We start from the raw sequence: 25,071 nt of genomic DNA, 5'->3' as shown, positions 1-25,071 counted from the left end.
ACATGAGGTATCTTTATCATGAGACAAAGTTAGTACCAAAGGGGTATAAAAAAATACGAAAGTACAGGGAAGTTTTCCCGACCTTGTTTAGTGGCGCTTGTTTAGCTGGCAATTTTGATATAACCCTGCTTTATGGCAAGGTGAACAAACTCGGCATTTGTCTGTAGCTCAAGTTTTCGCTTGAGCTGGGTGATAACGTTTGAGACCGTCTTTTCAGAAATATTGAGGCTTTCAGCGACCTGTTTTCGGCAAAGCCCGTTGGCTATACCAAGAAATATATCCAACTCTCTTTGTGTCAGATCTGTTAAGTTGCCTCCAGAATGTGACAGGTTGAATGTAGCGAGCTCAATGGCAGTATTGTGTTCTAAATAACGGCGGCCTTTAATGATAGATGTCACCGCGCTTATCAGTACATCAGGTTCACTTTGTTTACTAACATACCCCATTGCCCCTAGTTTCATAGCTCTATCGATGATGGAAATATCATCGAACATGCTGAACATAAGTACTTTTGCGTGCTCCCAGCGCTGAACAATATATTCCGCTAGCGTGAGTCCGCTGGTGGTTCCTAAATTAATGTCTAAAATAATGAGGTCGAAGTGGTTGGCACGAAGTGCATTTGTGGCTTGCTGCGCATTTTTTGCATTGGTGACGACAGCGCCTTCGAGTACCGAAGATAACAGTGTAGAAAAGCCTTCTCTCACTATTGCGTGATCATCAACAAGTAAAATTTCCATAGCTGCGCTTTATTCATATCACCATAGAATGAGCATGCCACGGTAGGCGTGTGAGACGAATAGCACTTTAGTGCTCATTCATCTCACACTTTAGTAGGATATAAGTTAATTCAAACCGCGCTGTGTTTCTAAGTAGCTGGCAAAGCTGCCAAGCCAATGGCTGCCCATATAGTGCATGTCACCAAACACCGCGTTGAGCCCGGCCTCACGATGTGAACTTAATGCTTTCTTAAGCACAGGTAAGCGTTTGTCACCTTCAGGCAAAGCTTGCATTATGCCTTCTATCATCCACGCTCGGCTGATGTTCAGCCCGTCTAGGTGAGCGAGTTTACCATCCGTCTTGTCAGTCACTGTAGCGGGAGCTAGCCAATTTGATGTTCTAGCTGTGAGGCTTGGAAAGAACGCTGAAAGCCATTGGCTATAGTCCTTTTTAGACATTACTCTTCGCATTAAATCAGCTTCGGCCAAACACGGTGATAAGAAATCTTGTCCCGAAGGCTCGTAGGCAAGAGGGCACTGTGAATCGTCTTGATAGTAGTCTTTCACCCTGGACGTTAACAGCGCTTCAAACTCCTTATTACCTGCTGTTTTCGCCCAATCGAACATTAAGCCAAAAGCAAAGGCGGTTTGGCTATGCTCACCCGTCCGAATTGGGTAAGCCAATTTGGGTAACCACGCGCTCACCCTGGCCACAATTTCGTCCTCGAGAGGGCGTAAAGTATTTAGCCATTTTGTTGCTTCAGGAAGGGAAGATTGACGTAGTTCAGCGGTTAGCTGCAGGAACCAAGCAAGACCATAGGGACGTTCAAATGAGGCATTGTTTTCACGCTTAAGCCTCGTCAATTCACCTTGGATATTTTTAGGCGTGAAGCTGATGTTGAGCTTTTCAATGATCTCATCCTTATCCACTGCATCTTGCGCAGTGTTTAGCATTCTTACTAAAAGCCAATGGCCATGAACCGACGAGTGCCAGTCTAAACAACCATAAAATGAAGGGTAGAGTTGATTTGGTGCCTTAACGTCATCGCCGTTATTCATCATGTGTTTCACTACATTTGGAAACTCTTGATGAATACAATGAAGCGCGAGGTTAGCAAAAACGCTTTCGTAATTGTTGTTAGGAATGTCAGTGTTGGCGGTCGCGTCTGCGGCTCGGTTAATACTAGTGTTGCTTGTGTTCGCAGTTTCAACAGTCGACGTACTGGTAGCAAAAGCAGTGTGTGCAGCAAACGCTGTGGCAAATGCAACTGTACAGCTAACAACGTTTTTTATTTTGATCATAATTTTGCGCGCTTTATCAATGAGAAGTATATCGCCAATGTATAGAGATAAACGCTTTGAATAAAGTGCTGCGCGATACATAACGCCCCAGCACTTTAAACAGCAGAAACAGGCTATTTAAGCAGGAGCTCCGATGGCCTCTAGTTTGGTGGTGTATTCAGCGAATGAGCCAATGGTCTTTTCTACCCAACCAGCATTATAGTAAGTTTCACTATACCGCTCTCCGCTGTCGCACATAAGCGTTACGATCGATCCCATTTCTCCTCGCTGCTTCATTTGTTCAGCAATACTTAATGCGCCCCATAGGTTTGTGCCGGTAGACGGGCCAGCTTTAATTCCCATGGTGTTGTTTAACCAATGCATGGTTGCAATACTGGCGGCATCGGGAACGGCAATCATGTCATCTATAACGTCATGTTGAAAAGAGGCTTCCACTTTAGGGCGTCCTATCCCTTCTATGCGGCTACCACGGGTAGCAGTAAGTGTATGATCGTTGTTTTTGAAGCTATCAAAAAACACACTGAATTCTGGATCTACCACGACAAGCTGAGAAGAGAGACCTTTGTAGCGAATGTAACGCCCTATGGTAGCTGATGTTCCACCTGTACCTGCACTCATAACCACGGTGTGTGGAATAGGGTGGGGCTCGGCTTTCATTTGCTCAAAGATACTCTCAGCAATATTGTTATTGCCTCGCCAGTCTGTAGCGCGCTCTGCGAAAAGGAACTGATCCATAAAATAACCATTAAGCTCGTGAGCTACTTTGGTTGCTTCGCTGTGCATTTGCGTAGGGCAATCTACAAAGTGACACTGCCCGCCATATCGCTCAATAAGCGCGATTTTACTTTGGGCGGTAGATTTAGGCATAACCGCAACAAACGGAACGCCAATCATTTTAGCAAAATAAGCTTCAGACACCGCTGTGCTGCCTGACGAGGCTTCTACTACAGTAGTTCCTTCTACAATTTTTCCATTACAAAGGGCGTACAGAAAAAGGGACCGGGCTAGACGGTGCTTTAGGCTGCCTGTTGGATGGGTGCTTTCATCTTTAAGATAGATATCAATATCTCTAAAGGCGATCTGCTCTAATTTGATTAAGTGCGTATCAGCCGAACGTTGATAATCTGCATTGATAATATTGATCGCTTTTGAAACCCAGCTTTTCATAACTTTCTCTCATTCACCCAAAATGTGAAACGTTAAGCGTAGTTCGCTTGACGCTAGCTGTATAAAACAAAATTAGAATATCAGTTAAGAGCGAGTATTTGATTCTATTATTTTAGTATTAGTGTTTTATAGTAAAAAATATTTCTTTAATGGGTCTCATTTGTGAAAATAAATTCCGTTTTTATGTAAGGGCGAGAGCATGACCATCGTTGTTGATACAACGATCTTTAATAAAACAAAAAAGTTCAGATAAGCCGCAAAAGTTGCTATCTTTGCATTTCGCTTTTACTTACAGGTAACAACATGAAAAATAAGGCGCTTTTCTGTGCAATAGCTTTTTTACCCGCATTATTTGTATCTACCCTGGCTAGCTCGCAAGAAGAGCAAATGCTTAAAGTCGCAACGTTTAATGTAAGTATGGAAGCCACTAACTACAAAGCGTTGGGTATGGAGCCAAGCGATCAGGTACTTCAATACGTTCTTTCAACGGGTGAGCATAGCCAAGTTAAAAACATTGCTGAAATTATTCAACGCGTTAACCCCGATATCTTGATGTTGAATGAATTTGACTACATTGCAGATAAGCGTAAAGGGGTAGATGCATTTGTTAAGAACTACCTGAATGTTTCACAAGGCGGCCTTGAGCCTGTGGATTACCCATATACGTATGTGGCCACAGTCAACACAGGGGAGCCCACGAAATTCGACTTAGATAACAATGGCAAAGCAGAAGGTTTTGGTGGCGATGCATATGGCTTTGGGCTTTATCCCGGGCAATATGGCATGGCGCTTTTGTCGAAATACCCTATTGATGTTGATGGTATTCGCACCTTTCAGACGTTTAAATGGCATCACATGCCTCATCCACAGGTTCCTATTATTCCCGATGAGAGCGGAAGTACTGATAAGGGCAAGCCATGGTACGACGTAGAAGAGTGGGCCGCGCTAAGGTTGAGTTCTAAGTCTCACTGGGATGTGCCGGTGAAAGTAGCGGGCAAAACCGTACACATACTTGCTATGCATCCAACACCACCTAATTTCGATGGAAGCGAGGATCGCAACGGCAAGCGCAACTTTGACGAAATTAGGCTTATGGCAGATTATCTTTCTCCGGATAAAGGGGACTACATTTACGATGATAATGGCGAGAAAGTCAGCCTGTCAGAGAACGCGCGTTTTGTACTTGTTGGTGATTTTAACGCGGCGGATATTGGAGATAAACATCGCGAGGGTGTAATTGAACAGTTAACTGAGCACCCGTTAGTTAATAACGACATCATTCCAACAAGCGCAGGTGGTGCAGGCGCGTCAGGTGCAGAGTTTAGTAACCGCTTTACTGCCTATTGGGGAGCCAGAGCTGACTATGTTTTGCCATCTCGATTTGGCTTCGATGTGAACGATGCTGGCGTTTTCTGGCCTGCAAAAACCAGTGACCTATATCGATTAGTTAAAGACCGCGAAGCCAGCTCAGATCACAGGTTAGTTTGGATTAGCTTGTCGTTGACCGACGATAACTAAAAACCACAATTTTTGTGTTAGTTAATAGATAGAGGTATTATTACACCGTCTATCTAATAATGTACCGAGAAGCCATTGAAGTTTGTGTCTCTCACTTTTGTGATGTGTTTGCTGTGGGTGATACCCATAGATGGCTTTTCGGTAGAGTCTTCTCAGCTCATGCCGCTCAACCGGTATTTCCCTCAATCGTGGGGAACGAAAGACGGGCTTCCTCACAACAGTATTCACGCATTAGCACAAACGTCCAATGGGTATCTATGGGCGGGTACTTGGGAAGGTGTTGCTCGGTTTAATGGTCAGCAGTTCACTGTATTTACCCGCGGCGCGCAAACAGGATTACCAGACTCCGGCATTCGAAGCTTGTATTACAACAAGCCCCGCGACGAGCTACTTGTGGCAGGAAACCGAGGCGGTATAACGTCGCTTATTGCCGAGCAGTGGCATGCTCAAGCGCCCCTGTCTTCAATGGTTAATCATGCATTCAGAGACAGTAATAACATGTTGTGGTTTGCGCTGGAAGACACGGGGATTGCAATGAGAACGCCTGACGGCACGCAAAAAGAATACATTGTAAATTCGAGTGCTTACCGCATAATCGAAGACGGATTTGGCGTAATCTGGTTTGCAACAAACCAAGGGTTATTCAAATACATAAACGATAAATTTCAGCTAGCTGTACCCGACCACAACATACTCTCTGGTCCATCATTTACTCTCGCTCTTGATAGCAAAAAACGTGTTTTAGTTGGCACGGAACACGGTGTTTGGCAGCAAAAAAACGGTACCTTTGCGCTACTTCACAGCTCACTTGCCGACAAATCAATTAGTAGTATTTTGCTTGATCATCAAAATAGCATTTGGGTAGGCACCATCAATCATGGCCTTTATCGTCTAAGTGACTTAGGCTTAGAAAAACTGGATGCGACAGCAGGTCTTCCCAATAACCGCGTTTTTTCACTGCTTGAAGATTTGGAAAAAAATATCTGGATTGGCACTAATGGTGGTTTGTTTAGGCTGCGTCGTGCGCTATTTACCACATTCTCGCAAAGCCAAGGAATGAGTGGAGACTTTTTGCGAACTGTTTTGCAAACGTCTGATGGCAAACTTTTATCAGGTGGAAGTGCTGGATTAGATATATTTTCCAATGATGCGTTTTCCAGCGCATCGCTTACTACGGGTGAAGCTTTTTCTGTACTCAGTTTGGCAGCGGTAACTGAAGAGGTAACGTTAGTTGGCACCTACACAAAAGGTGTACTGCGATATGAAAACGACCAACTTACTCCGTACCTCAATAGACATTTAGGGTTACCGAGTAATGAAGTAAGGGCCATTCTTTTAGCGAGTGATAACAGTGTTTGGTATGCCACGGCGCAAGGTGTAGTTCAACAAACACCAGATGGGAAGCTAAGCCATTTTAATGAACAAAATGGGCTACCTGCCCATTTTTCGATGGGCTTGGCAGAAGATCGTGAAGGACGAATCTGGATTGCTACAGGGATAGGGCTCGCCTATATCCAACAGGGTATTGTGCACGTAGTTTCGTTTCCTGAACATTCAGATGCGCAGCACGCGTTCAGTTTTAGCGTTGTTGAAAAGGGAACTTGGATTACAACCGATAGAGGACTTGCGTATTTTGACAATGCTACTAAGGCACTTAGTGTAATCGAAAAGTCGCAGGGGCTTCCCGTAGATAAACTGTTTTCAATCGGTATAGATCACAACAGCGGTGTATGGCTAAGTTCAAACCAAGGGGTCATTCTCACTTCACTATCAAGTCTTAAGGAGTGTCTGACATATCCAAGTGCATTATTGGAATTTGAACATTTTAAGGAAGAAAATGGCCTGGCGAGTATTCAAATCAATGGTGGGTCACAGCCATCTCAGTTTGTTGATGTAGACGGAAATGTTTGGCTTCCTACTGCGAAAGGGCTTGCCACAGTAACGCCTGCAAACCTTGCCATGTTGAGTGAATTCCCTATTCCGGTAAGTATAGAGGCGGTACTACTGGACGGTGCTGACCAGCAATTTGATACGGATAAAAGGGAAGTAGACGTAACGCCGTTAACCACGCGAGTTGCGTTTCAGTATGCAGGGTTGGGTTTCGCTATGCCTTCGCGTATAGAGTATCAGGCTATGTTAGTAGGATATGACCAAGATTGGGTTAACCGTCATCAATTTAGAATGACTGAATACACTAATTTAGCACCTGGTCGTTATCAGTTTAAAGTACGTGCTCGTTATATTGGTGGTCCCTGGCAAGAGATTACGTCACCATTTTCTATTCGCGTGTTACCCAGTATTTATCAGACATTTGCTTTTAAATTCTCGGTTTTTCTTTTCTTCTGTTTTGTTATCTATGCACTTTATAAAGTACGTTTTCATCACTTGAAAAAATCAGAAATGATTTTAAAACAAAGGGTCGATGAACAAACCAGATCACTAGAATTACAAACTAAGCGGTTCGAGTTCCAAGCAACTCACGATGATCTCACCGGCATTGCAAATAGACGAGCATTCGACCGCTGGCTTGTACAATATTTTGAAGAGGCTAAAGCGAAACAATCTCCTCTATGTCTTGCCGTTATCGATATCGACCATTTTAAACAGGTAAATGATCAGTACTCTCACTTAGTAGGAGATAAAGTCATTACTGAGGTGGCCCGTATATTAAATCGCGAAGTTCCGCATTATGCTAAATGTGCAAGGTGGGGCGGCGAAGAGTTTACTGTGTTGTTACCCGAATATGACTTGGTAAATGCAAGGGTTGCTATGGATCATGTTCGAAAAATTGTGGCAGCACATGATTTCAGTTTTATAGCGCAAACGCTGAAAGTCACAATCAGTATTGGTGTAGCAAGTGCAGATGGCGCGAGAGATCACGACAGAATGTTAACCCATGCCGACCAAGCACTTTACACTGCAAAAGAAAATGGCCGCAACCAAGTGACCATTTTCGAATAAACGATAAGTGAGGTAGTGGTTAATTACTACAACATCTTTGACCTGGCTTTGCCGTAAAGCCTTACTGTGGCGATTGGCTCAACTGCGTTTCTTCGCGTTCTCGTGAAACTGCTTCGAACAGCGTAAAGTAAGCCACCACAGCAAGATTAGCGACAAACCAAAGGTCTTTAATAACGAACTGACCTAGGCGGTTGACAATAGTCGTGCTGTTAAAGGTATCCGGCACAGTAAACAAAAACGTTTGTGTTATCAGAAAAACCGATAAACAAGCCAGTCCGCTCGCAATGATCACCGGCTTGTTCTTAGTAAAGATGCCCGCACCCAATAGCAGTGCAAAGAGGACATCAAACCCACCAATTACATTCGATGCCCCCTGTACGCTAAACACAGCATATAGCCACGACATAAACGGTGATGTTTCAACTAGCCCCACAATCGCATTAGCTTCAAACTCGAAAAACTTCATGCCTCCTATCCATAATAAGACCATGGCTACAGGAGCAAAGTTGAGGTATGTCAGTTGCTTGTGCGAAAATTTTTCGCGATAAAACAAGAATAGGAAAAGCGGTAATACTGCGAAGTACTTGATGATGCCTTGACCGCTGCCAATAATCGGGAAGCCCCCTAAATCGGCCATCCATCTTGTTGGTGATAATAACGTCAGCAATGGAATGGCAGTTACAAAAGCGGCATATAGTGTTACTGCTTTTGCTGAAACAAGGTTAAAACGTGCTGCAATGGTCATTAACGGTAGTAACAGCAATGCGATACCAGAAAAAGCACCAAGGGCACTCTCGCTCAACACAGTGTCTAACGAGTAGAAATTAAATGTAGCGATAAGTGCATTGGGGTTTGCACCCAATAAAAATGTTAGGCCAAGAACTGCGAAGCTAAAAGTGAGCAATGCGGTGACCATGTTTTCGGTTTGGTTTAGTGTCATAAAGCGTCCGTAAATACTGCTAGTTTTGCGAAGTGTATGTAGAGACCCGTCGAGGTAGCACTAAAATTTCATAGGTTTGATAATTTATTAGGCATAGCGCAATAAGCAAATAAGGATTTATCGACAAAATAAGAACTTATCTAATAGCGGTTGTCATAAGTAGCAGCGGTCTTAATTAAATTAGGTCTTAAGTAGTGTAGGGCTTAAATAGTAGTGGTTTAGAAAGTAAAATAAATTGAGAGAAAAAATGAAACAAGCAAGCAGTAGAGCACAGAAGCGTTTTAGGATCTGGTTAATAGCAGGCGTGTGTGCAGCCTTGTCTGCTTGTGGCGCTCAGCCTCCAGAACCTATTGATGAGCCAATCACGAGTGTTGAAGACGTCGAAAGATTAGAGCAAGTCGTTGATACCTCATTGCCTTTGGTGCAGCAGGCCTATTCCATTGAGTCTGAAAAAGTGTGCGATAAACACGGTGGTAACTGGAAGAAAGTAGGCCGACAGCAGGCGCATGCTTGTGTGCTACCAGCAAACGATGCTGGTAATGCGTGTAATGACAGCAGCGAGTGCGAAGTGGCTTGTGTTACGGAAAACAATAATATGGAAGCGGGAGAAAAGGCGCGCGGCGTGTGTTTAGAAAGTACGGACTTATTCGGCTGTAGAGCCTATGTGTCTAACGGCGTTGTGGAGCATACCTTGTGTGTTGACTAAGAGGTTGTTTAGCAAACGAACGTTGAATGAAGCGCACGCCATCGGCAATGCGCTTCACAACAACGCGGGTTAATTAACGTTGGGGAACTCGATTTTGTCCAGTTCGCTCGCCGTTTCATTGCACTCACCTAATAGGTGAAGCCTATCTTCGGTTTGGTGTGTATCTATTTCTAGAAAGCCCGTTTGGCAGTAACCGGTCTCATCCAGTTTCTCATCTAGAGATGTATAAAGTTGCTCAGTCATTCTATCGCTGCTATGTGACGAGCCTTCGCGATTTTCCTGTCCTTGGCGACCGCCACGACCACTTCGTTCGCCTCCCTGACCACGGCCGCCTTTACCGCCACCTTTGGTACTGTCACGATGCTGCATTAACGGAATGCTAAAGGCGAAGAGCTTGGTACCGTCTTGCTTGATCTTCGTTTCAAAAAATATTTCATCCATGTCTAAAGGTGGTGGCCTATGAGCGCACGCACTGACAATCAAAGAGGTCGTTATTACTAATAGTGTTTTATTCATTTTATTTAACGCTTATTTGAACCACGTCACTTTGAGATTCAAACGCCTCTTTAGTTGCAGCACCCAGTGTAAGTTTTAAGTAAAGCATTTCGGTATGCAAACTTCATAACGAGCGTATCGTTACAAGCAACACTCATTACGTTATGCATTTTACGTCAAAAAGAAGCGGCATTGCCGAAGCGACAAGTCTCAACCAGATAGTCAATAAGTGCTCGGGTACGGCTTGGCACATGCTTACGAGAAGGATAAATCAAGGTAAACAACAAGGTTTCACTTCCAAGTGAAGGGAAAATTCGTACCAGTTCGTTAGATGCGACTTCTTTTTGCACAGTTGAAGGTAGCAGTGTAGATATTCCCAACCCTGCTTTGACCATTTCTTGAACAAGGTGAGGAGAATTACACAGCTCGTAATGTTTGGGTGTAATGTCGATTGGTGTGTTGTCCAGCATTAGGTAATGCATGATTCGTGAATTTAACTGAGATAGCAAAATCCAGGTATGATTATTCAGTTCTGCAATAGTCTTAGGTTCACCATATTTCTTGATATAATCAGGGCTAGCATATAAGGCGAATTGTTCTTGATATAAGACCCTACCGACGAGCGAGTCGTCTCGTGGCAAACCAATTCGAATTCCTACATCAATATTCTGAGCGATAAGGTCGAGCATATCGTCACTGCTCACTATGTGTAAATCTATTTCAGGATAGCGGCGCTTGAACTCAGGCAGCAACGGTAATAAAAACTTGTGTGCAATGTCGTTGGTGACTGTTATTGATACTCTTCCTTTTGGCGCTGTTTGACGCAGCTCTTCATCAATACCATGCAAAATCTCGTGGCACTTTTTCGCATGGGAAAATACAGCATTTCCCTCGTCAGTAAGCATGAGCTGTCGAGTGGTTCTTTGCAGTAATCGCACGTCAAGAGATGCTTCTAAACCTGCCACTTGCTCGCTAACTCTAGATCGACTGGTGCCTAAACGGCGGGCAGCTTCCGCAAAGCTTCCACATTCTACTACGCTGGCAAATATGGCGAGTGCCTTAAGATGTGAATAGTTAATTGTACTCATATTCGTGACAATTCGTTCTGTATATGTCTACTTATCATAACAGTGTTTCACGCACATAATCACCTCTGTGTTCAACCAGTACTCATTTAATTGATAGAGGATAGATTATGATTGCAGTAACCGGCGCTAACGGACAATTAGGTCAAAAAGTTATTCAAACACTGCTTAATACAGAGAAGGCAAACACAATTGTTGCACTAGTGCGCAACCCTGATAACGCACACGCATTAAAGCAGTTGGGAGTAGTAGTACGACAGGCCGACTATAATAATCCGGAAACGCTTAAGTCAGCTTTTGAGGGTGTTGAGAAGTTGTTGCTAATATCAGGTACAGAGTTTGGGAAACGCTTTGAGCAGCACAAAGCGGTAATAGATGCATCTATGGCACAAAACGTTAGCCTCATTGCTTATACCAGTTTGTTGAAAGCTGATACGTCTCCTTTGCTGTTAGCGCAAGAACATAAACAAACCGAGGCTTACTTTAAAGATGTGTCAGCGCCTTTCGTGTTTCTTCGAAATGGGTGGTACACGGAAAATTATACCGATAATGTAGATGGCGTACTGCAGATGGGAGCGGTGGTAGGCGCTGCAAAGCAGGGAGTTTTGTCTACCGCTAGCCGACAAGATTATGCAGACGCCGCAGTGGCCGTTCTTCTATCATCGCAAAATCAAGCAGGCAAAATTTATGAGCTTGCTGGGGACACGGGCTTTACGCTAATGGAGTATGCTTCCACCCTATCTGAAATTACCGGCGAAGATATTGGTTTTTTAGACATGGATGAGAGCGCTTATAGAGAAGCACTCATTAAAGCTGGGCTGCCTGAAGGTATGGCAGCAGCGTTAGCAGATTCAGAGCATTACGCCGCCTCGGGGTGGCTCCAAGATAATAGCGGCAACCTATCATCACTACTTGGTCGTCCAACTGCGACTCTGCGTGCAACACTTGCTGCAAAAATGAAAAGCTGAGTATTTAAAAGCTAAGTGAATTACCATCCCATGCGCATTACCTTGAATTATCATTCAAGTGATGCGCTTATTGTGCAACACTTGCGTATTCATATTTTAAATCACTTGCATCCGCAATTTGCTTATTTACAGGGATAGGTTCCATGCTTTCCAACATCATTCGTTTTGCGAAAAACATCGTCGTGTCGTTAATTGCAATCTTTGTGTGTTTTGGTGTGCTCGACTTCTTGTGGCTTGGCGTTATTGCGGATGGCTGGTATCAAAGTGAAATGGCTCCTCTGCTTAGAAGTCAATTTATCACGTGGCCTTGGGTGGTTTTTTACCTCATGTATGGATGTGTGGTGTTTGTACTTGCTGTGGTGGCGAACAGAGATAAGTCGTTACTTTATGCTGGGATCGATGGGGCGCTTCTAGGGTTGGCCAGTTATGGCGCCTACAATTTAACGGCGTACAGCATAATTGAAGGTTTTACTTTGTTTATCATGTTGATTGATTGGGCGTGGGGCACGTGCCTAACCAGCGCAAGCGCCATGGCCGGCTGGTTAGGGTTTCAACTGGTTAAGGGAAAGAGTAGCGAATAATGCGTTTTAACACGCTGGCGTATTGTTTTAAAAAGCCGCCAGTGTTGTAGTGCATGCCGTGTTCTTCGAATACGGCTTTTACCTTGGGCGCCATCTCTCGGTAGCGTCTGGCTGGGATATCTGGAAACAGGTGGTGCTCAATTTGAAAGCTTAAATGCCCAGTAAGCACGTGAAACAGGTTTCCGCCCTTTATGTTCGACGAGCCCAGCGCTTGTCGGTAGTACCATTGCCCTCGGGTTTCATTAACACAATCTTCTTCTTTAAACGTTTCCACGTCGCCAGTGAAATGGCCGCAAAAGATAATAGTAGACGTCCATAAATTGCGTAGCAGATTGGCGATAAGGTTTCCGGTGAATACCCATAAAAATAACGGCCCAGCTAACAAAGGAAATAGTACATAATCTTTTACTAACTGACGTGCGCCCTTACTAAAAAAGCGTTTCTTAAGTTCATTATGGGTAACTTGGTTCTTACGGTTGTCCTTCTTTTTTCCAAAAAAGACCCGCTCAGCGGCCATTTCGTGATACGACACACCCCACTGAAATAAAACACTAAGTACGATGTAAGTCGCAAACTGCCATAGGTTTTTTACACGCCATCTAAAATCGTTAGATAAACGAAGCAAGCCGTAGCCAAAGTCTCTGTCTTTCCCAATAATATTGGTATACGTGTGATGCTCGTAATTATGAACGCGATTCCAGCTCGCACCATCGCAGGCAATATCCCACTCATAGCCTTTCGAATTAATGTGTTTGTCGTTCATCCAGTCGTACTGGCCGTGCATTACGTTGTGGCCTATTTCCATATTATCGAGAATTTTTGCTGTAGCTAAACTCAATACGCCGGCAACCCAGAGCAGCGGTTGAATGAACCCCAACATTAAAAGTATCCGTCCGCTCCACTCGCAAATTCGCTGAACAAGAATAATACGTCGGATATAGGCCGCATCTTCAGCACCCACTTTTCGTTTAATGTCAGCTTTAATTTCATCAAGCTGAGCGGCAAGTAACTCGTAGTTCGGTTTCTCTTTAGTGCTCGTTGACCGAATTGCTTTGGTTCCACTTATCGGAGCATGCGCTTGTTCGATGGCTTCTTCACGGTGTTGGTTGTCTATTGCAACGCTGGTGTTCATAGTTGAATCTCCAAATCAGTAACGGCTTGTGATACACACAGCTGAATAAGTTGCTCTGCGCTATCTGAAAGCTCACCCGTGCGGGTATCTCTCACTACGCCCCGTTTCTTAACACATTGGCATTGATGACAAATTCCCATGCCACAGCCATAAGTCACAGGTTGTTCTGCTTGCTGAAGTTGTATAAGTAGGGTTTGCTGATTGTCGATAGCCAAAGATTGGCCATTGTGTACCAGGGAAAAGGTTTCGATTTCGGTAAGGCTGGTGTTGCTCACCACAGGAAGCGCAGCGAAGTGCTCGCTCGAAACAGGCACGTTGATCGCTTTTGCATAACTTTCAACTTGCTCGAACATGGCATGTGGACCACACACTAACCAGTGTGCATTGGCAAAGTTACACAGATGCGCTTCTACGTCTCCGTCTTTTTGCTTGCTCAAAATATCATAGGTGAAGTGCTCACAGCGCTGACTGAACGCTGATAATTCATTGAGTAATACATGCTCGTCCGGCTTAGCAAAATAAAGTAAGTGTACCGGTGTATGGTTTAGCTGCGCGTTGTTGACGGCATCGTCAAGCATGGCAATGAAAGGAGTTATACCCGAGCCGCCCGCTATCATAAGTAGGGGCTTTTCAACCTTCGGCCAGATAAATTCCCCCATAGGGGCTGAGATATTTACCCATTGATTAGGCACACAAGAGTGAAGATAAGGTGTTAATGCGCCCTGAGCTTTAACCTTGGTTACAAGACGAATCTGCTTTTCTTTTTGTCGGGTGTTAGCACCACTCGCTATGGTAAACACGCGAGTGGTGAGCCTGCCATTAATTTCTATGGTTATTGCGATATGTTGCCCTGCAACATGCGTTGGCCAAGACCTCTCTGGTATAAGTAACACCTCGAGCATATCCGTGCTCAGTTTTTTTACGGTCACGACCCTAGCTCTGAAATACCCATCGCGCCACGCGGGTCTAACTTGCTGCATCAGCACTTCCCAGTAGCCCTTCCAAGAGGCATGGTGAAAAATGCGATCAGTGAATTTATCTAGTAATAGTCTCAATGTAGAAATCACACCTGTATTTCGTCGGAATATCTTAAATACAAAAAGGATGAAAATATTTTAGCTTACACTTGTACGCTAACTCAGCGCACAAGTGTAAGCTTAATTTTTTCTGCGTCAAGAGGAGATGCATGAAATTTGGGATAACGTCGTCGAAATACACCGGTACTTTTGTGAAAAATGCAAAAGTGCTTTGTTAAAAGTACGGGTTCTAAGCCAGCTATAGGGCCTTATATTTACCGTTATCTAAACGTGTAAATTGCAAGAATAAAGTTCAAAGGACTGTATTATGAAATTATTTGAAACCCTATCGCTGTCTGGAAAAACGCTGAACAATCGGGTTGTTATGCCGCCAATGACCCGCTCCCGCTCAACGCAGCCGGGAGATGTGCCCAACACCCTTATGGCTGAATATTACGCTCAGCGCGCAAGTGCAGGGCTTATTGTGAGTGAAGGCACACAAATTTCGGCACTCGGTAAGGGTTATGCGTGGACGCCGGGTATTTATACCAAGGCGCAAATCGATGGCTGGAAGTTGGTAACAGATAAAGTCCATGAAGCGGGTGGTGTGATGTTTGCGCAACTTTGGCACGTGGGCCGCGTATCCCATCCTTCAAATACAGAGGGGCAGCAGCCAATTAGCGCATCGGCGATTCAAGCAAAAGGCGTAAAAGTATTTGTTGATGAAGGCGGCAACCCTGGCTTTGTTGAGTCGGTCATGCCCCGAGAAATGAGCATTGAAGATATAAAAGCCGTGGTGGAAGAGTATCGCGTTGCGGCGCGCAATGCCGTAGATGCCGGATTTGATGGCATTGAGTTGCATTCGGCTAATGGTTACTTGCTTAACCAGTTTATTGATTCTCAAAGTAATACAAGAACTGATGAATACGGCGGAAGTGTACAGAACCGTATTCGATTCTTGAAAGAAGTGGTGCAGGCTGTGTCTGAGGAAATTGGCGCTGATAAAGTAGGTGTACGTTTGGCGCCCCTAACAACATTAAACGGGACGGTCGACGACAATCCCGAAGAGACCTATCTTGCTATTGCTTCCATGCTTAATAGTTTCAAGATTGGCTATATGCATATTGCTGAAGCCGACTGGGATGATGCGCCGCAAATGCCAATATCATTCAAGATGGCTATTCGGGAAGCCTATAGCGGTCTGCTCATTTATGCCGGAAAGTACGACACAGAGCGTGCCGAACAAGCTCTAACTGAAGGGTGGGCAGATATGATTGGTTTTGGTCGACCTTTCGTGGCGAACCCAGATTTACCCTACAGACTGGCGAATAATGTACCGCTGAATGAGCACAACCCCGATACGTTATTTGGTGGTGGTGAGAAGGGCTACACAGATTATTCTTTTGCTAAATAGCCGGAAATTCCAGCGGGTGTGTAAAAAACACTTTGCTCAGGAAAAAGGGGCAATCCATTAAAAGTGAGCATGGCTCTTTTTTTACCAGAACGAACAGCACTTAAAACATGTTGTTCGTTCTAAATCTTACTTTCGTCAGTCAGCAGTTAGACTCATTACGTAACAGTTATACGCAGTGATGTGTTAACACCGTTGATACTCACCGAGTCATTTCTGCACTTTACGGTTAATATTTACGATTGCGATATAGCCAAGTGAAAATTCCGCTTCCCGCTATTAGCATTGACGTGGCAAGCCACATTTTAGAAATGGGCGTGCCGTTGGGGCACTGCAACGCCATCGTTGCCCCCGCAAGGTTCTGGCAATCGACGAGTTGACCCAAGGCCAATACAAAAAGACCGAGAAGTACGCCGATAACGGCATAAGACAAATTATTGAACGACATACTTTTCCTAAAAGATTTTCCAATCAATTCGCACACTAAACGCACGCGACACTAAGTAGCAATGCTCCAAACTAGTGCAGCTGAAGGCTGCTTTTTCAAACATTTACTCTATTTGTATGGGCTAAGACAGCCTACCCAACAGTATGTGCGCGCCATTGAACGGTGAAAATACTCGCTTCAACGAAGGTGCTTAAAATCCATACGAAAATTAGCACAAGCTCAGTGTCGCAATATTTGCGCCAACCCCTATCAAAATTCCTTCAAATTCGGTACTATCCGCGGTCTTAAATTTTTAACGAAATAAGCGGACTATGTTTGAAATAAACCCCGTTATGAATGCGATAAAAGATATCCGCGAGCGCACTGAAGCGCTTAGGGGGTATCTTTGACTTTGATGCAAAGTCAGAGCGTTTAGAAGAAGTTAGCCGAGAGTTAGAAAGTCCTGACGTTTGGAACGAGCCAGACAGAGCGCAGGCCCTTGGCAAAGAAAAAGTGGCCTTGGAGCAAATCGTAGAGACGATCCACAAGCTCGATCAGGGAACTGAAGACGTTGAAGGTCTTGTTGAATTGGCTGTTGAAGCCGAAGATGAAGATACCTTCGTTGAGGCCCAAAGTGAGCTTGAAGGCTTAATTGAGCAGCTAGAAGTGCTTGAGTTTCGCCGCATGTTTTCTGGCCCTAACGACGAAAACGACTGCTATATTGATATTCAGTCGGGCTCTGGTGGTACAGAAGCACAAGATTGGGCCAATATGCTGCTGCGCATGTATTTGCGTTGGGGCGAAGCGCACGGTTTCAAAACGGAACTTATTGAAGTGTCGGAAGGTGAAGTCGCGGGCATTAAAAGTGCTACGCTGCGCGTTCAGGGCGAATATGCGTTTGGCTGGCTACGCACAGAAACAGGCGTACACCGCTTAGTACGTAAATCGCCGTTTGACTCGGGCAACCGCCGTCATACGTCGTTTTCATCTGCGTTTGTATATCCTGAAATTGATGACGACATCGATATTGAAATCAACCCGTCTGATTTACGTATAGACACCTATCGCGCATCGGGCGCGGGTGGCCAGCACGTAAACAGAACAGATTCAGCGGTACGTATTACCCATGAACCTACGGGCATTGTGGTGCAGTGTCAGAACGACCGCTCGCAGCACAAAAACAAAGATCAGGCGATGAAGCAGTTAAAAGCCAAACTTTATGAGTTTGAACTGCAAAAACAAAACGCTGAAAAACAAGCGATGGAAGACAGCAAGTCTGATATCGGCTGGGGAAGCCAAATACGCTCTTACGTTTTGGACGACTCCCGCATTAAAGATTTGCGTACTGGCGTGGAAACACGCAACACTCAAGCCGTGCTGGATGGCGACTTGGACAAATTTATTGAAGCCAGCCTGAAATCCGGGCTGTAAACCGAACAACGAAGTGAAAGGTTATGACTGACCAACAAACAGACGATAACAAATTGATTGCAGAGCGCCGTGCTAAGCTAAGCGCTATTCGCGAGCAGTGCCGTGCAAACGGTTTCCCAAACAGCTTCCGTCGCGAAAACTATGCGGATGAGCTTCAAGCTAAGTTCGGTGAATTCGACAAAGAAACGCTACAAGAGCAGGGTAACAAAGTAAGCATTGCTGGCCGTATTATGGCAAAGCGTGGTCCTTTCATGTTGCTTCAAGATATGACTGGCCGTATTCAGGCATACGCAGATAAAGACACGCAAAAAGCCCTTAAAGCAAAATATGGTGCACTAGATATTGGTGACATTATTGGCGTGGCGGGTGACCTACATAAGTCAGGTAAAGGCGACCTTTACGTGAACATGGAGCAATACGAGTTGCTAACCAAAGCACTTCGTCCATTGCCAGAAAAATTCCACGGTTTGAGTGACCAGGAAACGAAATATCGCCAGCGCTACGTTGATTTGATCACAAGTGAACAAACGCGCAAAACGTTCATGATCCGTAGCAAGATCGTAAACGGTATTCGCAATTATCTTACCGAACGTGACTACCTTGAAGTAGAAACGCCAATGCTACAGGTTATTCCTGGTGGCGCGACAGCGAAGCCGTTTGTGACTCACCACAATGCGCTAGACATCGATATGTACCTGCGTATTGCACCAGAGCTTTACCTTAAGCGCCTAGTGGTTGGTGGTTTTGAGCGTGTGTTCGAAATTAACCGTAACTTCCGTAACGAAGGCTTATCAACTCGTCACAACCCAGAGTTTACTATGCTTGAGTTCTACCAAGCGTATGCAGACTACAACGACCTGATGAACCTTACCGAAGATATGCTGCGCACGCTGGCAGAAGATATTCTTGGTACAAGCATTATCAAAAACACAACTAAAGACGCTGAAGGTAACGTAACGTCTGAAGTTGAATACGATTTTGGTAAGCCGTTTGACCGCTTAAGCATGGGCGAAGCTATTCTTAAGTACTGGCCAGAAGCTAACGAAGAAGCTATTCGCGACCCAGAGGCGAACCTTGACGCGCTTAAAGCAATGGCAAAACAGCTTCACATTAAAGAGCCTGAAGTTGATGGCATTTGGGGTGCGGGTAAGTACCTTTGCGAAATCTTCGAAGCAACCGCGGAAGAGAAGCTTATTCAACCTACGTTCATTACAGAATATCCGTGGGAAGTATCGCCGCTTGCGCGCCGTAACGACAACAACCCATTCATTACCGACCGCTTCGAGTTCTTTGTAGGTGGACGTGAATTAGCGAATGGCTTTAGCGAGCTTAACGACCCGGAAGATCAGGCAGAACGTTTTGCGAAGCAAGTTGAAGAAAAAGATGCAGGCGATGATGAAGCCATGCACTTTGACGATGACTACATCCGCGCCCTTGAATATGGCTTGCCGCCAACGGCGGGTGAAGGTATCGGGATTGACCGTCTAGCTATGCTATTTACTGATAGCTCTACCATTAAAGATGTTATCTTGTTCCCACACATGAAGCCTCAGGCGCCAAAAGACGCGCAAGAAGCGGGTGAACAAGAATAATCTTAATCCTCAAATAGCGTGATTTAGGTGCTCGGCGCTGTTAAAGCTTCAGCGCCTTAACACGCTCTACTAAAAGGGTATTCTCGGGAACGGGAATACCCTTTTTTGTTGCCATATCTACAATGTAACCGTTGATGGCGTCTATTTCTGTTTGTCTACCGTGAGCAACATCCTGATGCATACTTGAGTAGTTTTCTCCGGTCGCCTTGGCTACAGACAGCACATTTTCATGAACTGACAGTGCATCAAAATCTAGCCCGTAAGCATCCGCTACCTGAGTAAACTCATTGCAAATTGAAATACGGCTTTGTTCAAATTCAGGCTTAGCAATGTGCTTATTTTGGATATTGTGAAGCGCCGTTAGTGGGTTAATCACAGCATTAACGGAAAGCTTCGTCCACAATGCTCTTAGAATATTATTTTGGTATTGCACTGGCGGAAGAGCCTTATCTAACGTCGCAATTGCGCTGGCTAGCTGTGGCGCTATTTGTGAGAGGGCGGCCAATGTTTGAGGTGATGGCTTATCTACATTAGGCGCGCCAATTTGCGTTGCGCCAACGCCAGTATACTTAACATGAAAATCGCCGCTCGACGCGCTTACTTTTAACGCGCCATGACTGGTTGTAGCAAGAAGCAACGGATAATCGCCGCCTAGTAAATCTCTTGCGATCTCAAGTCCGCCCATACCGTTGTGAAGCAGCACAACGGTAGGTTGTTGTGTGAGATAGGGAAGCCATTGCAATAGGGCTGCTTTAAGTTGATATACTTTTAAGGGGATTATCAGCACATCACTTTTAGGTAACACGATAGGTGAAGGCTTCGCAGGTTTTAGCGCAGTGGTTTGGCCGTTTTGCCAGTGTGCGCAAGAGGGCATGGTTTTCATGTCTCTGGGGTAGCAGTCATACGGCACGCCATTTTTCTGGGCGCTTGCAGCAATCAGGCTTCCTATGGCACCGCCGCCAACTATATGTAGTTTACCCATTAGCACCTATTAAACATTGAAAGTAGCTTCTATTTTCTTATGACTATTAGCACCTATTAGGTTAGCACCTATTAGGCCGTTCGCGTTTTCCCCTAGCACGCCGGCAGAAAGCGTGCGGGCAGGGAAGGCCATGGATAAGTCTCAGGCGCATTAAGCCCGTTGTACCAAGTCTGCACATCGGCTTCGTTTATGACTTCACCTGTATCGAAAGGTGCCGTAACTGCTAATTCACCAGAAGATAAAGGAAGCTGTAAATGCCATGCATGAAGATACAGCCTGTCTGATGTCTCACCCCCATAAAGTGTATCACCCAAAATAGGTGCGCCAATGCTTTTAAGCGCCACACGAATTTGATGGGTTTTCCCCGAGTGAGGCTTTACGATAAAGCCTCGTGTGCCGGGCTTAGCCGCGCTACTGAAAAACTGAGTGATAGCCGGGTTTTCTGAGGTTTTTAGCAAAATCCGCTGGCCGCCTCGACGATTTTTCATGTCGCCCATTATCGTGCCTTGCTTTTTTTTGGGCTTTTGGCTGCTTAAAGCCAAGTAATATTTGCTGACGCGTCTTGATGAGAAAAGCTCGCCAATTTCTCCGGCTACAGCTGCATTTTTAGCAAGACATAAACAGCCCGACGTGCCCGTATCTAAGCGGTGGCAAAGATGCAGTTCTGTTACGGCTAACTGCTTTTTTAATCGGGTGACAATGCCGTCTATTTTTTTTGGTTCGCCGTTTTCGGCAATATTTTCTCTAACATCTGCCTCATTAGTGGCATCGTGCATAGCAATGCCAATAGGCTTGTTAACAATAATGAGGTCTGTATTTTCAAAGAGAACGGGGATCGGCTGCACTAGCTATTTTCTAACTCTGAAATGGCTTCTTCATAGTCAAGTTCGTCTACCGCATCGATAATAGCCGAGCGCTTTTCTTGAGGTAGGGCAAGGGCATCTAGCCATTCATCCAGTTTGTCCTGGGCGATAAACTCGCTCGCTTTCAGCGCTGTCATTAACTGTTTTCGCGCTTGCTCAGCTGCTGCTCCATTCGCCGGTGCCGGGGCAGAAGCTGTGACTTCTGGCTCTTTGATCAACGCATCAACCGCAGCAATGGTTTCATCTAGTACTGCGATAAAAGCAGGGTATTGTTCAGCAACGCGTTTGTCGTTTCTAAAGCCGCTTTCTACAGGCTTGCTCGCATTGTGCAAAGCAAAAAGCCCTAGGTTTCCTGTCACGCCTTTTAGTGTGTGAACAAGAGAGTAAGCCTCATTAAAATCGCCCTTAGCAACATGCGCCTGCAAGTCAGCATCAAGAGAACGGTATTCGTCTGTAAACTTACCAAGTAGGGTGAACAACAGTTTTTTGTTTCCACTTAGCTGTGACATTCCAAAATCAATATCGACTACTGTTGTTGACTGATCCATGCAACTATCCTTTTTATTTCGCAACTTCTATTGGGCTATTTCTATTCCAAATGGAAACCGTTTGTCAGTTCATTCGTACCACTTAGCGAATTCAACTGGCTAAAGCCTATTTTACAAAAGACTATGAAGTGTAAGTGTATTTCAGAAATACACAAATTAATACAATCATAGCAAAGTCGAAGCAAGTAAAGCGCTAAAAAGTCTGGTAGTCTTCGAAAATTCGCTTGCGCTATAGAGATAGCAACCTCTGTTTTCACCCAATAAGCCAAGTACCACTCAGTGAATATAGAGTGAAAAGGCAGAGTGAAGAATGTGTAGTAATTTAAAAGGAATCATCATGTCAGGAAAACTGACCCTACGTACCTTCGTTATGACCATAGGCGTCATTGCAGTAACAGCGTGTCAGCACGTACAGGAAGAGAAGACGAATAACCAACTAAACACAGTAGCTGATTCGTCGAACACCGTGTCTATTCCTTACGAAAAGTACACATTAGAAAACGGACTTACCGTCATTCTCCACGAAGACCATTCTGATCCACTGGTTCATGTTGACGTTACCTATCACGTTGGCTCTGCGCGAGAAGAGGTAGGTAAATCGGGTTTTGCTCACTTTTTTGAGCACATGATGTTTCAAGGCTCAAAACACGTTGCCGATGAGCAGCATTTTAAGGTTGTTACGGAATCGGGCGGTAACTTAAACGGCACAACCAATACCGATCGCACAAACTATTTTGAAACCGTACCGGCTAACCAATTGGAGAAAGTCCTTTGGCTAGAATCTGACAGAATGGGCTATCTGTTAGAAGCCGTAGACCAAACTAAGTTTGAAAACCAAAGAGAAACGGTTAAAAACGAGCGTGCGCAGCGTGTGGACAATCAGCCCTACGGATTGCGTTTCGAGCTTAATGGTGAAGCGTTATATCCCGAAGGGCATCCATACTCGTGGATGACTATCGGCTATGTAGAAGATTTAGACCGCGTTGACGTCAATGACCTAAAAGCCTTTTTTAAGCGCTGGTATGGCCCGAACAATGCGGTCCTAACTATTGGTGGCGATATCGACGTAGCCAAAACCAAAGCGTGGGTGAATAAGTACTTTGGGGAAATCCCAACAGGACCGAAAGTAGAAGAGCCTGAGCCTCAGCCAGTAACGCTAGACGAAACCCGTTATGTAACGTTAGAAGATAAAGTTCATCTTCCGCTTCTGCAAATAACTTATCCTACAGTGTATGGTCGCCATGAAGACGAAGCGCCACTGGACGTATTGGCCGATATTTTAGGCGGTGGAAAAACCTCACTGTTTTACAAAAACCTAGTGAAAGAAGGCATGGCGGTGCAAGCCGTGGTGTCTCACCCTTGCCGCGAACTTGCCTGTGAATTTCAGCTACTCGCTTTGGCTAATCCAGCAAAAGTCACCTCGCTTTCTACTCTCCAGAACGTACTGAATGAAACCCTTAAAGAGTTTGAAACACGTGGTGTAACGGCAGATGATTTAGCGCGTACAAAAGGGCAAATTGAAGCGCGTACGGTATTTGGTTTACAAAGTGTATCTGGCAAAGTGTCAGCCCTCGCTGCTAACGAAACCTTTTACCAAACGCCAGATTTGATTGCTGAAGATATTGAGCGCTACAACGCCGTAACTGCTGAAGACGTGATGCGTGTTTACAACAAATATATTAAAGACGCCAATAGCGTTGTATTAAGCGTGGTGCCCAAAGGGCAGGTTCAGCTCGCTGCGGCTAAGCAGACCTTTGAACGTCCGGTGAGAAATATTGAAATCGATACGGTAGAAGTGTCTGAAAATGAAGCTGTTACCAGTGCCCTATCTACCAATACCGCCCCTAGCTTTGATAGAAGCGTAATGCCGAAAGCCGGTGAGGCACCGGTTGTGGAAGTTCCTGATTATTGGGAATCTGAACTTGCTAACGGCATTGAAATACTTGGCGTAACCAGCACCGAAACGCCAACGGTAACGCTTACATTAGGTATGGATGGCGGCATGTTGCTAGACCCTGAAGGTAAAGCGGGTACGGCCTACTTAACCGCGTTACTTATGAATGAAACTACAAAGCATTACAGCAATGAAGAATTAGCTAGCGAACTTGCAAAACTGGGTAGCGCTATCCGATTTAGTACTGCAGGTAGATACTCACAGGTTTACGTGTCTACTTTAACCAAGCATTTAGATGAAACCCTAGCGCTATTAAAAGAAAAGCTGTTCAACCCTGCGTTCACTCAAGAAGATTTTGACCGCATGAAAGAGCGTGTTGTACAAGGCTTGCAGCAACAAGCGAAAACGCCGTCTAGCTTAGCCCGCCGCGCGCGTGACCTCGTTTTGTTTGGTGAAGAGAATCGTGTCAGCCTGCCGGATGAAGGCACGCTGCAAACTGTGCAGAATATTACGTTGGAAGATGTTAAAACGTTTTATGCCAATTACTATTCGCCAGATAAAGCGAGTATCGTCGTTGTGGGTAACTTACCGAAAAAAGACATGGTGAATACACTAGACTTTATTGGTCAGTGGAAGGGGAATTCCTATGAATTTGCTGATTACAGCGATTTTCCCAAGTACGAAGAAAACCAAATCTTCCTAGTGGATAGCCCAGAAGCGGTTCAGTCGGTAGTATTTATTGTTGATAGAAGCTTACCTTTTGATGCGACAGGCGATCACTTTAAGTCTCGCCTTATGAACTTCCCATTAGGGGGAGCATTTAATAGCCGCATAAATCTGAACCTTCGAGAAGATAAAGGCTTCACCTATGGAGCAAATAGTGGTTTCGTTGGTGGCAAAACCCTTGGCTGGTTTGAAGCAAGTACCGACCTCACTGCTGCTAACACAGGTGAAGGTATCGCTGAAATTTTAAAAGAGATTAATCGCTACCGCACTGAAGGTGTAACCGAGGAAGAAATTGCGTTCATGCGCAATGCCTTTACGTTAAGCGACGCACTTGAATTTGAAACACCTACCAGTAAAGCGCGCTTTTTAAGGCAATTGCTTAGCTATGGTCTTGATAAAGGCTATCGTGAAGAGCAGCTTGCTATTATCAACAATATTGATAAGAAAACGATGGATACCTTGGCAAAGCAATATTTGAATCTTGATAAGATGCAAATTATTGTAGTAGGCGATAAAGCTAAAATTTTGCCTCAGTTAAACGCGCTATCGATGCCAATTATCGAGTTATCAGTAGAGAGTAACACCCGAGAAACGTTAAACTGATAGATTG

General features: G+C 44.9%; 21 protein-coding genes. 9 read left to right on the top strand and 12 right to left on the bottom strand.

Annotated elements, in window-relative coordinates; all coding sequences use genetic code 11:
* Positions 1-101 precede the first annotated feature (101 nt).
* From WA381_RS18040 to WA381_RS18030, 3 genes are all read right to left on the bottom strand, one after another.
* Positions 102-737 (bottom strand): response regulator transcription factor, encoded by a 636-nt coding sequence (locus WA381_RS18040; RefSeq protein ID WP_014975961.1) that lies wholly within the window; start codon positions 735-737, stop codon positions 102-104.
* 105 nt (positions 738-842) lie between these two features.
* A complete protein-coding gene (locus WA381_RS18035) occupies positions 843-2,099 on the bottom strand; it encodes a DUF2891 domain-containing protein (protein ID WP_156086092.1) in 1,257 nt (418 codons plus the stop codon).
* A 36-nt stretch (positions 2,100-2,135) separates the two neighbouring features.
* Complete coding sequence (locus WA381_RS18030) at positions 2,136-3,185, bottom strand: PLP-dependent cysteine synthase family protein (RefSeq protein WP_061485126.1); 1,050 nt, start codon at positions 3,183-3,185, stop codon at positions 2,136-2,138.
* A 303-nt stretch (positions 3,186-3,488) separates the two neighbouring features.
* Between WA381_RS18030 and WA381_RS18025 the strand changes: the two genes are divergently transcribed.
* Both WA381_RS18025 and WA381_RS18020 read left to right on the top strand, forming a co-directional pair.
* Complete coding sequence (locus tag WA381_RS18025; protein WP_156086093.1) at positions 3,489-4,703, top strand: endonuclease/exonuclease/phosphatase family protein; 1,215 nt, start codon at positions 3,489-3,491, stop codon at positions 4,701-4,703.
* 102 nt (positions 4,704-4,805) lie between these two features.
* A complete protein-coding gene (locus WA381_RS18020; protein WP_319633855.1) occupies positions 4,806-7,664 on the top strand; it encodes a ligand-binding sensor domain-containing diguanylate cyclase in 2,859 nt (952 codons plus the stop codon).
* 61 nt (positions 7,665-7,725) lie between these two features.
* Here WA381_RS18020 and WA381_RS18015 read toward each other — a convergent pair whose 3' ends face one another.
* Entirely contained in the window at positions 7,726-8,604 is an 879-nt protein-coding gene (locus WA381_RS18015; RefSeq protein ID WP_156086094.1) for a DUF417 family protein, read from the bottom strand.
* A gap of 247 nt (positions 8,605-8,851) precedes the next feature.
* Between WA381_RS18015 and WA381_RS18010 the strand changes: the two genes are divergently transcribed.
* Positions 8,852-9,310, top strand: coding sequence for a hypothetical protein (locus WA381_RS18010; protein WP_156086095.1), 459 nt, complete (start codon positions 8,852-8,854; stop codon positions 9,308-9,310).
* Between the two features lie 69 nt (positions 9,311-9,379).
* On the opposite strand, the gene WA381_RS18005 is transcribed toward WA381_RS18010, so the two are convergent.
* Both WA381_RS18005 and WA381_RS18000 read right to left on the bottom strand, forming a co-directional pair.
* On the bottom strand, positions 9,380-9,751 hold the full coding sequence (locus WA381_RS18005; protein ID WP_156087322.1) for a hypothetical protein: 372 nt from the start codon (positions 9,749-9,751) through the stop codon (positions 9,380-9,382).
* A 230-nt stretch (positions 9,752-9,981) separates the two neighbouring features.
* Complete coding sequence (locus tag WA381_RS18000) at positions 9,982-10,893, bottom strand: LysR family transcriptional regulator (protein WP_156086096.1); 912 nt, start codon at positions 10,891-10,893, stop codon at positions 9,982-9,984.
* A 107-nt stretch (positions 10,894-11,000) separates the two neighbouring features.
* Between WA381_RS18000 and WA381_RS17995 the strand changes: the two genes are divergently transcribed.
* Positions 11,001-11,858 carry an SDR family oxidoreductase gene (locus tag WA381_RS17995; protein WP_156086097.1) on the top strand — a complete coding sequence of 286 codons (858 nt, stop codon included), beginning with the start codon at positions 11,001-11,003 and terminating at the stop codon, positions 11,856-11,858.
* Between the two features lie 143 nt (positions 11,859-12,001).
* Positions 12,002-12,439, top strand: a complete 438-nt coding sequence (locus tag WA381_RS17990; protein ID WP_014948742.1) for a DUF2177 family protein — start codon at positions 12,002-12,004, stop codon at positions 12,437-12,439.
* Here WA381_RS17990 and WA381_RS17985 read toward each other — a convergent pair.
* Positions 12,417-13,571, bottom strand: a complete 1,155-nt coding sequence (locus WA381_RS17985) for a fatty acid desaturase family protein (protein ID WP_156086098.1) — start codon at positions 13,569-13,571, stop codon at positions 12,417-12,419. The genes WA381_RS17990 and WA381_RS17985 overlap by 23 nt on opposite strands.
* Complete coding sequence (locus WA381_RS17980) at positions 13,568-14,626, bottom strand: flavin reductase family protein (RefSeq protein WP_231506437.1); 1,059 nt, start codon at positions 14,624-14,626, stop codon at positions 13,568-13,570. The genes WA381_RS17985 and WA381_RS17980 overlap by 4 nt, the downstream gene beginning before the upstream one ends.
* 289 nt (positions 14,627-14,915) lie before the next feature.
* Here WA381_RS17980 and WA381_RS17975 point away from each other — a divergent pair, with 289 nt between their 5' ends.
* Positions 14,916-16,001: an alkene reductase gene (locus WA381_RS17975; protein ID WP_156086099.1), complete on the top strand. Its 1,086-nt coding sequence runs from the start codon at positions 14,916-14,918 to the stop codon at positions 15,999-16,001.
* A gap of 226 nt (positions 16,002-16,227) precedes the next feature.
* On the opposite strand, the gene WA381_RS17970 is transcribed toward WA381_RS17975, so the two are convergent.
* A complete protein-coding gene (locus tag WA381_RS17970; protein WP_039222898.1) occupies positions 16,228-16,446 on the bottom strand; it encodes a hypothetical protein in 219 nt (72 codons plus the stop codon).
* Between the two features lie 311 nt (positions 16,447-16,757).
* Here WA381_RS17970 and prfB point away from each other — a divergent pair.
* Together prfB and lysS are read left to right on the top strand one after the other, a co-directional pair.
* Positions 16,758-17,856 (top strand): peptide chain release factor 2 gene (gene prfB / locus WA381_RS17965; protein ID WP_101563798.1). Its coding sequence is split into 2 segments (ribosomal slippage): positions 16,758-16,832 and positions 16,834-17,856, totalling 1,098 coding nucleotides; the frame shifts between segments, so codons are not numbered across the junction.
* Between the two features lie 23 nt (positions 17,857-17,879).
* Positions 17,880-19,448: a lysine--tRNA ligase gene (lysS, locus tag WA381_RS17960; protein ID WP_014948748.1), complete on the top strand. Its 1,569-nt coding sequence runs from the start codon at positions 17,880-17,882 to the stop codon at positions 19,446-19,448.
* A 40-nt stretch (positions 19,449-19,488) separates the two neighbouring features.
* On the opposite strand, the gene WA381_RS17955 is transcribed toward lysS, so the two are convergent.
* From WA381_RS17955 to WA381_RS17945, 3 genes are all read right to left on the bottom strand, one after another.
* Positions 19,489-20,430 (bottom strand): ketopantoate reductase family protein, encoded by a 942-nt coding sequence (locus tag WA381_RS17955; protein WP_156086100.1) that lies wholly within the window; start codon positions 20,428-20,430, stop codon positions 19,489-19,491.
* Positions 20,431-20,522: 92 nt separating this feature from the next.
* Entirely contained in the window at positions 20,523-21,275 is a 753-nt protein-coding gene (locus WA381_RS17950; RefSeq protein ID WP_156086101.1) for a pseudouridine synthase, read from the bottom strand.
* On the bottom strand, positions 21,275-21,841 hold the full coding sequence (locus WA381_RS17945) for an Hpt domain-containing protein (protein ID WP_014948751.1): 567 nt from the start codon (positions 21,839-21,841) through the stop codon (positions 21,275-21,277). Before WA381_RS17945 ends, WA381_RS17950 begins: the two co-directional genes overlap by 1 nt.
* Before the next feature lie 337 nt (positions 21,842-22,178).
* On the opposite strand from WA381_RS17945, the gene WA381_RS17940 reads away from it, so the two are divergent.
* Positions 22,179-25,064 carry a M16 family metallopeptidase gene (locus tag WA381_RS17940; protein WP_156086102.1) on the top strand — a complete coding sequence of 962 codons (2,886 nt, stop codon included), beginning with the start codon at positions 22,179-22,181 and terminating at the stop codon, positions 25,062-25,064.
* Positions 25,065-25,071: the final 7 nt, after the last annotated feature.

The sequence above is a fragment of the Alteromonas sp. CH_MED4-4 genome (assembly GCF_037029575.1).
Taxonomy (GTDB): Bacteria; Pseudomonadota; Gammaproteobacteria; order Enterobacterales; family Alteromonadaceae; genus Alteromonas; species Alteromonas macleodii.
This window is presented reverse-complemented; position numbering and strand designations above follow the sequence as displayed.

Bases quoted from the DNA above. Each gene is read 5' to 3' on its own strand.
- WA381_RS18020 (WP_319633855.1), top strand. From the start codon at position 4,806: ATGTGTTTGCTGTGGGTGATACCCATAGATGGCTTTTCGGTAGAGTCT.
- WA381_RS17955 (WP_156086100.1), bottom strand. From the start codon at position 20,430: ATGGGTAAACTACATATAGTTGGCGGCGGTGCCATAGGAAGCCTGATT.
- WA381_RS17975 (WP_156086099.1), top strand. From the start codon at position 14,916: ATGAAATTATTTGAAACCCTATCGCTGTCTGGAAAAACGCTGAACAAT.
- WA381_RS18040 (WP_014975961.1), bottom strand. From the start codon at position 737: ATGGAAATTTTACTTGTTGATGATCACGCAATAGTGAGAGAAGGCTTT.
- WA381_RS18010 (WP_156086095.1), top strand. From the start codon at position 8,852: ATGAAACAAGCAAGCAGTAGAGCACAGAAGCGTTTTAGGATCTGGTTA.
- WA381_RS17995 (WP_156086097.1), top strand. From the start codon at position 11,001: ATGATTGCAGTAACCGGCGCTAACGGACAATTAGGTCAAAAAGTTATT.
- WA381_RS17985 (WP_156086098.1), bottom strand. From the start codon at position 13,571: ATGAACACCAGCGTTGCAATAGACAACCAACACCGTGAAGAAGCCATC.
- lysS (WP_014948748.1), top strand. From the start codon at position 17,880: ATGACTGACCAACAAACAGACGATAACAAATTGATTGCAGAGCGCCGT.
- WA381_RS18005 (WP_156087322.1), bottom strand. From the start codon at position 9,751: ATGGATGAAATATTTTTTGAAACGAAGATCAAGCAAGACGGTACCAAG.
- WA381_RS17990 (WP_014948742.1), top strand. From the start codon at position 12,002: ATGCTTTCCAACATCATTCGTTTTGCGAAAAACATCGTCGTGTCGTTA.
- WA381_RS17945 (WP_014948751.1), bottom strand. From the start codon at position 21,841: ATGGATCAGTCAACAACAGTAGTCGATATTGATTTTGGAATGTCACAG.
- WA381_RS18000 (WP_156086096.1), bottom strand. From the start codon at position 10,893: ATGAGTACAATTAACTATTCACATCTTAAGGCACTCGCCATATTTGCC.
- WA381_RS18030 (WP_061485126.1), bottom strand. From the start codon at position 3,185: ATGAAAAGCTGGGTTTCAAAAGCGATCAATATTATCAATGCAGATTAT.
- WA381_RS18025 (WP_156086093.1), top strand. From the start codon at position 3,489: ATGAAAAATAAGGCGCTTTTCTGTGCAATAGCTTTTTTACCCGCATTA.
- WA381_RS18015 (WP_156086094.1), bottom strand. From the start codon at position 8,604: ATGACACTAAACCAAACCGAAAACATGGTCACCGCATTGCTCACTTTT.
- WA381_RS17940 (WP_156086102.1), top strand. From the start codon at position 22,179: ATGTCAGGAAAACTGACCCTACGTACCTTCGTTATGACCATAGGCGTC.
- WA381_RS18035 (WP_156086092.1), bottom strand. From the start codon at position 2,099: ATGTATCGCGCAGCACTTTATTCAAAGCGTTTATCTCTATACATTGGC.
- WA381_RS17970 (WP_039222898.1), bottom strand. From the start codon at position 16,446: ATGTCGTTCAATAATTTGTCTTATGCCGTTATCGGCGTACTTCTCGGT.